Below are 11,894 nucleotides of genomic sequence, written 5' to 3'. Positions count from 1 at the left end.
GGAGCAGTTCATTATGTGAGCGAGCGTTGGTGGTTGGTGCGGACGAGTTTCCACACGGATAGTCGGGCGATTCCTGAAGCGAAGGCAATGCTCAGCGGAAAGGCCCATGCTGTGGCGCTCCAGAAACCACCGAACGGGACGCAAATAATTGCCCCGGCTGCGAAGAATGCTGCGACGTGGAGCCATTGGTTGCGGACAGGCCGGAGGGCCAGACCCAAAGGCCACGCCACGGCTACGCCAACTGCACCGATGGGGATAAACCCGATGATCATTGCGGCGAGCGTAATGGACAGCGTGTAGCTGGCGTGACTTGGGGTTGAACTCAAGGACGGGATCGCCCAGAAAAGAAAGAATGCAACGTCGGCCACGAGAATGCCAACTAAAAGTCCCTTCCACCCCAGGACCACGCGGTCCTTGGCATCGTAGGGCCATAATGCCGGAGAGTTAGTCGCGCTCATCTGGACGCCTTGGCGATCTGATTCAGCGCACCAGCCAGGGCGGGGTACTGGAAAGAGAATCCTGCGTCGAGCAACTTGCGGGGCTCCACCCATCTGCTCTTCAGCACCAGCTCCGTTTGCGTGCGGATCAGAACGGCTCCGGCCTCGAGCAGCCACGCTGGAGTGGGAATGCCAAAGGGGACACCCATACTTTGCCGAACAAGTGACATCAGCCCCCGGTTGTCCACGGGGTAGGGCGTTGCCGCGTTCACCGGACCCGTCACTCCGGCATCCGCGTGGATAAATACCACCACACCGAACAAATCCTCCACATGGATCCAGCTGAACTTCTGCGTGCCCGGGCCCATGTGCCCACCAAGGCCAAGCCGGGCCAGGTTCCGGAGGGGGCTCATGACCCCGCCAGCCCCCAACACGATCGCAATGCGTAGCGGAACCTTCCGCGTAGCCGGCACAACGGCAGCCGCTAACTCGTTCTCCCAAGCGCGGGCCACATCCACGGAGAACCCGCTGCCCACTTCGCCCGAAACCTCTGATTGTGGGTGATCTTCCGCATGCCTATAGATGGTTCCCGTACTTGAGTTGATCCACGTCCGGGGCGGTTCGGCGCAAGCAGCCACAGCCCGGCCCAACGCACGAGTGGTCAGAACCCGGGAGTCCAGAATCTCCCGCCGGTGCTTCTCGTCGTAACGGCAATTCACAGACCGTCCAGCGAGGTTCACCAGCAGTTCGGCGCCGTCCAGCGCTTTGGTGATGGCGCCGTCGTCGTCCCATTGTGCGTCAGCCGAAGCGTCACGCCCCACCGTCCTGACCTGCCAGCCTTCTTCAAGAAACCGACGCCTGAAGTAACTGCCAATGAAGCCGGAAGCACCTGCGATCACCACCGTCCGCGGCATCATGAGTCTTCCTTGACGCTGCGTACGAGCCCCAAAACGTCGTCGAACACTTTGCTCACGCCGGGAATCTTCGCCAGCGACAGGCCGCGAGCCACCAGCGGGGCAGCGCCGTCGATCAGTTTGCGTGTGCGGCGTTGGCCTTCGGACCGGTCATAAACCCAGAACAGCGCCACGCCCATGTACGCCAACCACAGCAGTTCGGGCAGATCGCCGCGCAGTTTCTTGGCGACGGCGGGGGAGGAACCGTCGACGGCGGAACGGAAGATTGCGAGTGAGGCCTCGCGGGCGGCGGTGGACGCCTCGCCAAACGGGTTGACGGGCGACGACGGCCGGATCGCCGTCGCGATGAAGTCGGAACCGAACTGGTGGTACGGAGACATGACGTCGACGCCGGTGTGCAGCACGGCTTTCAAGCGCCCTGAGAGATCCTGGACGCCCTCAAGCGCCTGCGCCGCAACGACGGCGTGCTCATCCTGGACTTGGATGTACAGCTCCTGGACCAGCTCGTCCTTGGAAGCGAAGTAGTAGTAGGCGTTGCCCACCGAGACTCCGGCCTTCTGTGCAATGGCGCGCATTGTGGTCTTCTCGAAGCCGATCTCACGGAACATCTTCAGCGCCACATCGGCCACCAGTTGCCGGGTCTGTTCACTCTTTGCTGCCATCAGCTGCTCCTTGCATGAAGTTTTGAACGTGTTCAAGAATAAGTATGTCACGAGTTCTGAACGTGTTCAAAAGTTTATGTGATCGAGCGTTTGGTTTAGGCCCGCGGGATGTGAGAGAAGGTGGCCCGAAAGGGGGTGGGATGTGAGAGAAGGTGCGTGGTGGGAGAATGGAACCGGTGCCGGGCCGAATGCCCCACCAACCACAGTGCTAATACAGCGGGGCACCCTCAATAAGGGGGCCTGCGCGAACCACTACGAAATGGATGACCCATGCCCTCGCCCTCAGGCTCCAGTACCTTGAGCAAGCCCGCGCCGCACTTTGCGTCGATCGGCTCCCCGTATTTCGGCATCATGCTGGCCATCATGGCCGTGGTGCTGATCCTGTCCAACATCGGCGCCTCCAAGGGCGTTGTGCTCGGGCCGATCATCACCGACGGCGGGTTCTTCCTCTTCCCCCTCGCCTACATCCTGGGTGACGTGATGAGCGAGGTCTACGGCTTCAAAGTTGCCCGCAAGGCGATCATTACCTCCTTTGCGTTGTCGGTCTTCGCCTCGCTCTGCTACTGGATCATCATCGTGCTGCCCGGCTTCAACGACGAGTACGGAACCGCCAAGCAGGCTGCCATTGAGGGCGCCCTTGGTCCCGTGCCGCAGATCGTGCTCGCTTCCCTGCTCGCATTCCTGGCAGGACAGACCATCAACTCGTGGATCCTGGTGAAGATGAAGGCCCGCACCGGCGAAAAGAGCCTCTGGGCGCGCTTGATGGGCTCGTCCGTGGTGGGCGAATTCGTGGACACCCTGATTTTCTGCAGCATCGCAGCGTCCGTCATTGGCATCACTGACGCGGGTTCGTTCCTGAACTACGTCCTGGTTGGCTTCGTGTACAAGACCGCCGTGGAGTTCCTGTTCGTCCCGGTCACTGTGCTGGTGGTTGGTTGGATCAAGAAGCGCGAACCGAGCTACGGGGCAGCCGCAGCCTAGGCTTGTGCTGAGTTCGCCGGAAACGTGTGAGTTCGCTGCTCCGGCGTTCTCGCGCTGCTCTGGCCACCCTCATCTCCTGAGCGCTTTCAGAACACGCGCTTTGAACTCCTGCTCCTGAAACAGGTCCTTCCATTCCACCCGGATGAAGAACCAGCCGTCCTCTACCAAAGCCTTCTCCCGGCGTCGTTCCTCAAAGATCACCCGGTCAGTGCGGGCGTACTTGAAGTACTTGACCTCCCCGTCGAATTCAAGGGCCACCTTCTCTTTCTTCCATGCGAAGTCCATCCGGTGCCGACCAACCCGACTTTGCACTTCCACTTGCGCCGTGGGCATGGGCAATTTGAGGCGGGCGAGTAGTTCCCGGCACAGAGTTTCGCCAGGAGATTCGGAACTGGGGTCAGCATTGGCCAGGCATCTCTGCAAGGTACGGCAGCCTCGTCGTCCGGAGAAAGTACTTGAGTGGGCTTGCATGAGCTGCTTGTCCGCTCCGAGCCGCAGCCCGTGATCCATGATGATCAACGCTTGCCGGTAATTCAGAGTCTTGGCACAGTCCAGAACAGTCCGCTCAAGGTCGGTGACCCGGAGGAACTCCACAGTGGTGATCTGGGAAGGCGGCAACCGTAGTTTGTGCCCGCGAACATCTTTGCCGAGGCGCTCACTGGATGGGTTGGTGGGAAGTGTGACGTGGATGGTTTGATCCACGTTCCACAGAAAAAGTCCGTGCAGCCTCGCCGCCGACGTGTGGCTATAAACATAGCCGTCGGTGGACGTGGTGAGGGTTCCGTGTGCATGTGCGTGGATCAGTAGCTTGCCGCGGACGTCATCCGGCTGATTTGCCCATGCCGCGCGGCGTATATAACAGCCGTGGCGCACTCGGATGAGGTCACCCTGGCGGACCAGCGTGCCGATTGCCCGTGAACTGAGTCCCAGTTCATTGAGCTGCCTGGTGCGCCAAAGGGCTCCAAGTTGGGGGAGGGTAGCAGTCGGTTTCTGACTCATCACCCCAGCCTTAGGCAGGCTGGACGCCGAAAGTAGCCCCCGCAGTCGTTATGTGGACAACGGCTCCGGCGATCTCGGCGCGACTAGGAGTAGTACCGGCCCAGGGTCTCCGCCTTGAACTCGAAGAACTCCCCGGATTCGATGGCCAGGCGGGCGTCGTCCACCATCTTCACCACGAAGCGCTCGTTGTGAATGGAGATCAGCGTTGCCGAGAGCATTTCCTTGGCCTTGAACAGGTGATGGATGTAGGCGCGCGAGTAGTTCACGCACGTGTAGCAGTCGCAGCCATCCTGCAGTGGTCCGAAATCGGCCTTGTACTTAGCCCCGGACAGGTTGAACCGGCCAAAGGGCGTGTAGAACGCGGAGTTCCTGGCCACACGGGTGGGGGAGACACAGTCAAAAGTGTCGGCGCCGTTCTCGATTGCCGTGAAGATATCGTCCGGCTCGGAGATGCCCAGCAGGTGCCGTGGCTTGTTCTCCGGCAATTCCTCATTGCACCAGCGCACAATAGTGCCCAGGTTCTCCTTCTCCAGCGCACCGCCGATCCCGTACCCGTCAAAGGGCATGGCGCCGAGGTCCTGGCATGCCTTGCGGCGCAGGTCCTCATACTGGGCTCCCTGGATCACCCCGAACAGGGCCTGGTACGGCTTGCCCTCGCGGGAGGCGGTTAGGGAAGCATGCTCCTCCAGGCACCGCAGCGCCCACAACCGGGTCCGTTCCAGCGACTCCTCTTGGTAGGCCCGCGAATTCTGCAGCGTGGTCAGCTCGTCGAAGGCGAACATGATGTCCGCGCCGATCTGGTGCTGTACCTGCATGGAAATCTCAGGGGAGAAGCGGTGCCGGTCCCCGTTGAGGTGCGACTTGAACCAGACGCCGTCGTCGTCAATGTGTGCCAGCCGTTCCTTGCCCGGAGCCACAGCGTCATCAGGCCCGGAGCTGTCCACATTCTTCATATCGATGACCTTCTTGAACCCCGAGCCCAGGCTCATCACCTGGAATCCGCCGGAGTCGGTGAAGGTCGGCCCGGACCAGTTCATGAAGGCACCCAGTCCGCCCGCGGCGTCCAGGATTTCCGCTCCCGGCTGCAGGTACAGGTGGTACGCGTTGGCCAGCACGGCCTGCGCGCCAAGGTCCGCAACGGACTCGGGCAGTACGGCTTTGACCGTGGCTTTGGTTCCGACGGCGATGAACGCGGGCGTCTGAATGGTTCCGTGCGGCGTGGTGATGGTTCCGGTGCGGCCCAGGAAAGAACCGCCGTTGGCGGCTATCTGGGCGTCCGACGGCGAGCACGTCTCGGTCAGGCGCTGGCCCACCGAAAAGGAGAACTCGGATTGCCTGTGGGACAAACCGGGCAGCGTAGGGGAAGATGCAGGGGCAGATGAGGAAGCTGGCACGCTTCCAAGTGTGCCAGCTTTACCGTGAGTAACCCGCCGGACAAACCCTAGGACCCGTACTTCTCAGCTTTCCAGTTGTCCCACGAGGACCGGATGTCCGCCAAAGTGTGGGCCCCCAAATCGTAAGTGGAGGCAATCACCATGGAGCCGCCGTCGGGCCTTTTCTCCGGAATGGGCAGTTGCTCGGCCACGATCAGCAGCCCGTCCCCGTGCTCGGCGTAGCTGTGAACGGTGAGGCCCACTTGGTGCCGGCTCTTGAACCACACCTTGCCGGAGATCTTCTCCCCGGTGGCAAGCGTGAGCGAGTATTCCTCCCCAACGGGTGGAAGATCACCGAGCCCCAATTTTTCGATCGCAGGCCCGCCTTTGCCGGGCAGGGACAGGAAGTGCGTCCTGCGGTGCCCGTGGGGGTGCCGTTCCAAGGCGAAACGCAGCTGGTGCAGGAATGTGAGCCAGCCCTGGGTGATGTCCTCGTCCCAGTCCGCCCATTCCGAATTGTGGTCCAAGGCGGCCCGGGTGACCTTCACTTCGGTGCCTCCGGAGACCGGGTGGAGCTCAAAAATGTCACCGCCGTTGACGGTCAGGCTTGTGTGATCGGGCCCCTCCACCACATCGGTGTTGAAGTAAATTTGTTTGATTTCGTCGGTGAGATCGTCAGCTTCCCAGCCGTGCCATTGAGCCACCAGCGACGGTTCGCGCAGCATTGTCCAAACCTGCTGCGCGTCGGCATTAACCACAACGCTCAGATTGTTCGTCATGGACCCGAATCTACCGTCGTTGGCGCCTACATAACAGGTCTTGACAGCCCCCAATGACGGTTAGGCGCGGACCGATTCCAGTTCGTTGCCGATCCGCCGGGCCAGCTCTTCCTCGCCGATGGTCATGGAGCCCCCGTGGGCGCGCAGGAACATCAGCGCTTCAAGCCGGAGGAACCGCCATTCGCGCTCGGCCTCACGATTCCCATTGTCGACCGCACGGAAGATTTCCTTGTCATACAGGTTGGGTTCGTTGAGTGAGCGCTGGCGCACGCGGGCGTTGATCCGGGCCTTGAAGGGGTCTTCTTCCTGGGACTCAGGCGCACGCAGCAGTTTCTCGTACACAGCGGCGCGCTCGGATTGGCCGGCTTCGCGGCAGATGAAACTGGACAGCGCCAGCGCCCGTTCGATCGAGGCCCAGCGGTCCAGGTTGCCGTCAAAGGGCAGCACGTTCAGCAGATCGGCCACGGCCAACGCGTGGTCCGGATCGCGCAGCACGATGCACAGGTCGAAGGCAAGATCACTGAGGTCCCGGAGGCAGCTCCCGGATTTGGTGTTGATGCCCTTCGCCAGCCGTTCCGCCAGGACCTGCACGCCGTTCTTGCCCTTGTGGTTGGCGGCCGCGGCACGGACCACGGCTTCGGGTGTGCCGTCGGGCTCCGGAATGAGCGCAAGCTCCTCGGCGGTGGGGCCGGTGTACGTTGGTGGGGTCTCCGGGCGGGGAAGCACGACGACGGCGGCTCCGGCTTGCGCTTGGGCGTCGCCTTCCGCGGGGGTGCTGGTGCGGGAGTCGCCGGACTCGGAAGCGGTGGTGGCGTTCAGGGCTGCGTCGGCGGAGGAGTCCGAGGCGCTTGAGTCCGCGCCGGAGTCGGCCGGAACACCGTCGCCCACAGGAACACTGGACCCTGTAGCGATCCGCACCGTGCCGCCGTCCACCATTGTTACCAGCAGCAGCGCTGCTACGCCGTAATCGTCGTTTTGCACCTCAACGGCGGCGATTTCCTCGGCCGGGCCATCCCCGGGCGGGAACACAAAATCGCCGGGCTGCAGGTCCCCAGCCTGCTTTTCTCTGTACTGCTGTGTGGCTGGGCTGTGAGTCATCGGAAATCCTTTGGTTCTCGTGGGGTCCGCCGTCCAGTCTACAAAGACCAGCCGGCGCAAGGGCCGGGACCCGCTAGAGAACGATGCCCGAGAAAGCCAGTGCCTGCCGCACGAGGTTCCCGCGACCGCCGTCGAATTCCTGCTGGACGTTATCGCTCAGCACCTCTTGGGGCGTCATCCACGTCAGTTCCAGGGCGTCCTGGCGCGGTTCACATTCACCGGTGACGGGGATGACGTAGGCCAGCGAGACGGCGTGTTGGCGATCATCGGTGAAGCCTGTCTGTGACGGGGCAGGGAAGTACTCGGCCACCGTGAAAGGAACGGGGCTGATGGGCAGCTGCGGGAAGGCCAAGGGGCCGAGGTCCTTTTCCATGTGCCGCAGCAGTGCTGCGCGGATGGTTTCGCGGTACAGAACGCGGCCGGAGACGAGGTAGCGGACCATGTTTCCGTCGGCGTCGCCCTGCAGGAGTGTGCCCACCTCATTGACATAGCCGAGCGGATCCAGCCTGACCGGAACGGCCTCCACATAGACCATGGGGAGTCGGCCGCGGGCTTCGAAGAGGTCTTCGTCAGAAAGCCAGCCTGGATACGGGTCGGGTGTACGTACGCTCATGGTTAAGTTCTACCGCATCACCCGCCGAACTTCCTTGGCGGCGCTGCCGTGGCTGCGTGGTTACGCTCTCGGCAGTATTAGAGGGCCAGGATCGACTCGAGCGGTTCCCCGGATGCTATGCGGGCAAGGATGGCGGGCTCCGCGGCGTCCGATTGCAGCGCTCTTTCCAGGACATCCCGGGCAGTTTCCGGTGAAAGAACAATCAGTCCGTTGTCGTCTCCGAGCACCAGGTCGCCGGGGTTGACCTCTGTCCCTCCGCAGCGCACAGGGACATTGACGGCGGAACCTGTGCCATGGAGCCGTTTGGTAGTGAGGCACGATGTCCCGCGGGCAAACACCGGCAGACCTGTCTGCCGCAGTTCCAGAACGTCAGTGGCCATGCCATCAACCACGACGGCGGCAGCACCTTGTGCGAGTGCCGCGGCTGCCGTGACGGCCCCCACGGGCGCATGATGGTGGTCTCCGAGCATGTCCACCACCAGGACGTCGCCCGGCCGGAGTGCCAGGAGTGCGTGGTTCATGGCGATGGCATCGTGGTCCGCGATTCGGACTGTGACGGCAGGTCCGGCTATTTTCACGTTTGCATGCAGGGACTGGATAGCGGGGGAGACGAATCCGTCCTCGAGGAAGTGGCCGATGGTCGGGTAGCTGACGTCGGTCAGGTCCTTCAGGAGTGTTGGACTCACGGGGTTACCTCCGCTTTCTGCGCAAGGACAGCTACGCATTCGATTTCCAAGGACACGCCCCACAGGCTCACGCACACGGTGGTCCGGGCCGGTTTGGCGGTGCCGAAGTACTCCGCGTACACGCGGTTGTACTCCTCAAGTTGGTCCTGGCTGGTCAAGTAGGTGTTGACCTTGACCACGTGCTCCAGGCTGGATCCTGCGGCTTCCAAGACGCCGTCTAGGTTCTGGATGGTTTGCCGGACTTGTTCTTCGAAGGTCTCCGGCTGATCATCCAGTCCAGTGATGGCCGGTATCTGGCCGGAGGTGAACACAAAACCGTTCGCAATGACCGCCGGGGAAAAAGGCCCGACGGCGGGCGCCTGGCCGGGGATACCGGCCAGGCGCCCGATGGTGGTGCCGGTCACCGCGCTGCCGCGGCTTCCGTGGAGCCAGCGGACGCCGGTGCCTCATCGACGGCGTCGATGTTGCCGTACCGGGTCTCGGTCAGTAGGAAGAGTGCAACCAAGGACAGTCCGGCCGCGGCCATGATGTACCAGGCGATCGAGGAGCTCTGCCCCGTCATGCCCAACAACCAGGTAGTGACGAACGGGGTGGCGGCGCTGCCTAGGAGGCCGGATAGCATGTAGGCCACCGACAGGCCGGAGTAGCGGACCTTGGACCCGAAGAGCTCGGCCAGGAAGGTGGCGATGGGTCCGTAGTTGGCGCAGAACGCGGTCATCATGGCCAGGTAGGCCACGAACAGCAGTGCCACCGACTTGGTGTCCATGAGCCAGAACATCGGGAACGCGAGGGCGGCCTCGGCAGCAACACCGGCGAAGATGATGGGCTTGCGCCCGAACTTGTCCGATAGCTTTCCGAAGAACGGGATGAGGAACAGCCCCAGGACGCAGGAAGCCAGGACCACCCAGAGCATCAGGCTCTCGGAGTGGCCGAGTTCCTTCTTGCCGTAGGAGACGCCGGAGGCTACCAGCAGGGTGAACGTGCTGCCCGTGGACAGGGTTGCGACGCCGCCGAGGACAACCTGCTTCCAATACTTGGCCATCAGCGCAGCGAACGGCATTTTCGCCTTGGCGCCGGCGGTCTTGACTGCCTGGAACGACGGAGTTTCCTCGATGTGCAGGCGGATGTAGATGCCCACAGTGACAAGGAGGACTGAGGCCAGGAACGGGATGCGCCAGCCCCATGAATAGAGGGCTTCGGTGCTGACCGTGGAGGCAACAATCAGGAAGGCTACGTTCGCAATCAGGGTGCCGGCGGGAACCCCCACCTGTACCAGTGAACCGTAGAAGCCGCGCCGGGTAGGGGGCGCGTGTTCAACTGTCATGAGCACGGCACCGCCCCATTCGCCGCCGAGGGCCAGGCCTTGGATGACACGGAGGAAGAGCAACAGAAGTGGCGCCATGATGCCGATGCTGTTGTAGTCGGGCAGCAGGCCGATGGCGAAGGTAGCCGCTCCCATGGTCAGGAGGGAAACCAGCAGCATTGACTTGCGGCCCAATCGGTCACCGAAGTGGCCGAAGATGATGGCGCCCACCATGCGGGCAATGTAGGCGGAAGCGAACGTACCGAAGGCCAGCATGGTGCCGACGATCGGATCAAAGCTGGGGAAGAAGATCTTGTTGAAGACAAGGGCCGACGCCGTCCCGAAGACGAAAAGGTCGTACCACTCGACGGTGGTGCCAATAACGCTGGCGAGGGCAATCTTGCGCATCTTTGCCAGGTCAAGCCTGGACGATGATGCGGAGGCAGTATCTACCGTATGGGCCATCTGATTCTCCGGATGCGGTGCGGGGACGAATGTCCGGTGCAAGGTAGCTACAACTATGGTGTGTGCCCGATCACACCATCAATGGCATAACTCCCATCAAAACTGGCCCGGGAATGTGAAAACACACACCGAAGCCACGGGGCACGGAATTCCCGACGACGGGCCTCCTGGTGGGGCCTGCCTGCCTGCCGCCGTGGCTTGGTGACCTCATTTTGGCCCCAGCCGGGTCGAGATCAACCCTTTCCGGTCACTTTTCACCTTCGCCGCCGGAAAACAGGGTCAGGTAGCAACGCGGCAGCGGCCGGTCATGCCCAGGCCACTACCAGCCGGGCCGTCTTTGCGGGAACAGCGAGATCGATTCCCGTCAGTTCCTGGAATCGATTGAGCCTGTTAAGAATGGTGTTGCGGTGGCAAAACAATTGCTCGGAGGTAACTGTGACATTGCCGGTGGCCAGATAGTTCCGGACCGTCTCCAGCAGGCGTTCGCGCTCGCCGCCCCGGCACTCCGCCAAAGCCTCTTCGAGTTCGGCGGCAAGGTCGAGGCCGGCGTCCTGCAGGTTCTGCTGGGCCAGCCGGGCCCAGGCCGAATCGGCCGACAGCGGGCCGGCGTCGCGGGGGCGAAGCAGCGCCGCCAGGCTTTCAGCGGTGCGGGCCGCTCCGGGAAGTGCGCGCAGTCCAAGGACCTCAGGCACGTAGCCGCAGGGGACGTTCACGACGCCGGGTGGCAGCTGCTGGCTGTCGGGTTCCGGGCTGCGCGTCTCGCCCCGGGGTTCCGGACCGCGGGTCCGGGTGGCAGGCAGAGCCCAGAAGACATACGTGTTGCCGCCCGACTCATGGAGGAACAGCCGCTGCCGGGAGTGCTGTCCTGATCCGAACTGGGACGTTGCTGCCCGCAGCCGTGCACCAGGTTCACCGCTGGCCGCTACCAAGGCGAAGCGTGATTCAGGATTGATGCCCAAAGCCGAAGCCACTTGCGCGGAGGTTTCCTGCGAGGGGGTGCTCTGGTTGAAGAGGCGGGCAATGAACTCGCGCTGAATGCTTGATTCTTCCTGGGCCATCCTGACGCGCTCGGTCAGGTAGCTCGTGTGCGTCCGGGTGGCGAATTCGTCCACCACACTCCATACCTGGTCCACCCGTGTGGCCAGCAACGCGGCGTCCTCGGTGTGGGCGATCTCCAGCAGCTCGGCCCAGAGAATGCTGAAGTCCAACCGGACGGCAGAGGTGAGGGACTCCGGCGGAATGCCGGCCCTTGCGCGCTTGGATCCAAGGTCGGAAGCGAAGTCGAGCAGGCCATCACGGCTGTCCGTCCTGCCATTCCTCAAGCCGCTGATTAGCCGCCGGAATGTCTCCCGTGCGGTCTCCTGGATTTCCAGGACCGTCACCTGGCTTTCGCCGTACTCGGGGATCTCGCGGACCCTCGTGGTGAAGGCTTGGGCCAGGGTGTCCAGCCGGCCTTCAAGCTGATCCACCAGTTCAGTCCAACGAACGGCGTGCCCGGATGTCTCTGAATTGTGCATTCACACATTCTAGCGCCATGTTTCCGTGATGGATTGCTAGTCATTTTGGGAAAAACTACTGGCACTA

Annotated in this window: 13 protein-coding genes; 1 reads left to right on the top strand and 12 read right to left on the bottom strand. The window is 62.5% G+C overall.

Annotation, left to right across the window (positions count from 1 at the left end; genetic code table 11):
* Positions 1-11: 11 nt before the first annotated feature.
* From EU811_RS01190 to EU811_RS01180, 3 genes are read right to left on the bottom strand one after another with little or no spacing between them, the layout of a single operon-like run.
* Positions 12-458 carry a hypothetical protein gene (locus EU811_RS01190; protein WP_142936695.1) on the bottom strand — a complete coding sequence of 149 codons (447 nt, stop codon included), beginning with the start codon at positions 456-458 and terminating at the stop codon, positions 12-14.
* The gene (locus EU811_RS01185) at positions 455-1,354 is read right to left on the bottom strand and encodes a TIGR01777 family oxidoreductase (RefSeq protein WP_142936694.1); all 900 of its coding nucleotides are present in this window, start codon (positions 1,352-1,354) and stop codon (positions 455-457) included. Before EU811_RS01185 ends, EU811_RS01190 begins: the two co-directional genes overlap by 4 nt.
* A complete protein-coding gene (locus EU811_RS01180; RefSeq protein WP_142936693.1) occupies positions 1,351-2,013 on the bottom strand; it encodes a TetR/AcrR family transcriptional regulator in 663 nt (220 codons plus the stop codon). The genes EU811_RS01185 and EU811_RS01180 overlap by 4 nt, the downstream gene beginning before the upstream one ends.
* A 270-nt stretch (positions 2,014-2,283) precedes the next feature.
* Here EU811_RS01180 and EU811_RS01175 point away from each other — a divergent pair, with 270 nt between their 5' ends.
* Positions 2,284-2,994, top strand: coding sequence for a queuosine precursor transporter (locus EU811_RS01175; protein WP_142936692.1), 711 nt, complete (start codon positions 2,284-2,286; stop codon positions 2,992-2,994).
* A 69-nt stretch (positions 2,995-3,063) separates the two neighbouring features.
* On the opposite strand, the gene EU811_RS01170 is transcribed toward EU811_RS01175, so the two are convergent.
* The 9 genes from EU811_RS01170 to EU811_RS01130 all read right to left on the bottom strand — a co-directional run bounded on the left by EU811_RS01170 (position 3,064) and on the right by EU811_RS01130 (position 11,827).
* Positions 3,064-3,993 carry a type IV toxin-antitoxin system AbiEi family antitoxin domain-containing protein gene (locus EU811_RS01170; protein ID WP_142936691.1) on the bottom strand — a complete coding sequence of 310 codons (930 nt, stop codon included), beginning with the start codon at positions 3,991-3,993 and terminating at the stop codon, positions 3,064-3,066.
* Between the two features lie 83 nt (positions 3,994-4,076).
* A complete protein-coding gene (gene tgt, locus EU811_RS01165) occupies positions 4,077-5,387 on the bottom strand; it encodes a tRNA guanosine(34) transglycosylase Tgt (protein ID WP_142936690.1) in 1,311 nt (436 codons plus the stop codon).
* 47 nt (positions 5,388-5,434) lie between these two features.
* Positions 5,435-6,145, bottom strand: coding sequence for an SRPBCC domain-containing protein (locus EU811_RS01160; protein WP_142936689.1), 711 nt, complete (start codon positions 6,143-6,145; stop codon positions 5,435-5,437).
* Positions 6,146-6,205: 60 nt separating this feature from the next.
* Positions 6,206-7,243, bottom strand: coding sequence for a DUF6707 family protein (locus tag EU811_RS01155; RefSeq protein WP_142936688.1), 1,038 nt, complete (start codon positions 7,241-7,243; stop codon positions 6,206-6,208).
* A gap of 73 nt (positions 7,244-7,316) precedes the next feature.
* Positions 7,317-7,856 carry an NUDIX hydrolase family protein gene (locus EU811_RS01150; protein WP_105692788.1) on the bottom strand — a complete coding sequence of 180 codons (540 nt, stop codon included), beginning with the start codon at positions 7,854-7,856 and terminating at the stop codon, positions 7,317-7,319.
* 77 nt (positions 7,857-7,933) lie between these two features.
* Positions 7,934-8,542 carry an RraA family protein gene (locus tag EU811_RS01145; RefSeq protein ID WP_142936687.1) on the bottom strand — a complete coding sequence of 203 codons (609 nt, stop codon included), beginning with the start codon at positions 8,540-8,542 and terminating at the stop codon, positions 7,934-7,936.
* Positions 8,539-8,946, bottom strand: a complete 408-nt coding sequence (locus tag EU811_RS01140) for a RidA family protein (protein WP_142936686.1) — start codon at positions 8,944-8,946, stop codon at positions 8,539-8,541. The genes EU811_RS01145 and EU811_RS01140 overlap by 4 nt, the downstream gene beginning before the upstream one ends.
* Complete coding sequence (locus tag EU811_RS01135) at positions 8,943-10,310, bottom strand: MFS transporter (RefSeq protein WP_162520262.1); 1,368 nt, start codon at positions 10,308-10,310, stop codon at positions 8,943-8,945. Before EU811_RS01135 ends, EU811_RS01140 begins: the two co-directional genes overlap by 4 nt.
* Positions 10,311-10,615: 305 nt before the next feature.
* Entirely contained in the window at positions 10,616-11,827 is a 1,212-nt protein-coding gene (locus tag EU811_RS01130) for a PucR family transcriptional regulator (protein ID WP_142936685.1), read from the bottom strand.
* Positions 11,828-11,894 lie beyond the last annotated feature (67 nt).

The organism is Arthrobacter sp. TS-15 (assembly GCF_006964045.1).
In the GTDB taxonomy this organism is placed as follows: Bacteria; Actinomycetota; Actinomycetes; order Actinomycetales; family Micrococcaceae; genus Arthrobacter.
The sequence above is the reverse complement of the archived record's forward strand: the minus strand, read 5'-3'. Positions and strand labels throughout refer to the sequence as shown.

Excerpts from the sequence above, each read along its gene's own strand:
- EU811_RS01160 (WP_142936689.1), bottom strand. The coding sequence starts at position 6,145 with ATGACGAACAATCTGAGCGTTGTGGTTAATGCCGACGCGCAGCAGGTT.
- EU811_RS01185 (WP_142936694.1), bottom strand. The coding sequence starts at position 1,354 with ATGATGCCGCGGACGGTGGTGATCGCAGGTGCTTCCGGCTTCATTGGC.
- EU811_RS01155 (WP_142936688.1), bottom strand. The coding sequence starts at position 7,243 with ATGACTCACAGCCCAGCCACACAGCAGTACAGAGAAAAGCAGGCTGGG.
- EU811_RS01180 (WP_142936693.1), bottom strand. The coding sequence starts at position 2,013 with ATGGCAGCAAAGAGTGAACAGACCCGGCAACTGGTGGCCGATGTGGCG.
- EU811_RS01190 (WP_142936695.1), bottom strand. The coding sequence starts at position 458 with ATGAGCGCGACTAACTCTCCGGCATTATGGCCCTACGATGCCAAGGAC.
- EU811_RS01130 (WP_142936685.1), bottom strand. The coding sequence starts at position 11,827 with ATGCACAATTCAGAGACATCCGGGCACGCCGTTCGTTGGACTGAACTG.
- EU811_RS01135 (WP_162520262.1), bottom strand. The coding sequence starts at position 10,310 with ATGGCCCATACGGTAGATACTGCCTCCGCATCATCGTCCAGGCTTGAC.
- EU811_RS01150 (WP_105692788.1), bottom strand. The coding sequence starts at position 7,856 with ATGAGCGTACGTACACCCGACCCGTATCCAGGCTGGCTTTCTGACGAA.
- EU811_RS01170 (WP_142936691.1), bottom strand. The coding sequence starts at position 3,993 with ATGAGTCAGAAACCGACTGCTACCCTCCCCCAACTTGGAGCCCTTTGG.
- EU811_RS01175 (WP_142936692.1), top strand. The coding sequence starts at position 2,284 with ATGCCCTCGCCCTCAGGCTCCAGTACCTTGAGCAAGCCCGCGCCGCAC.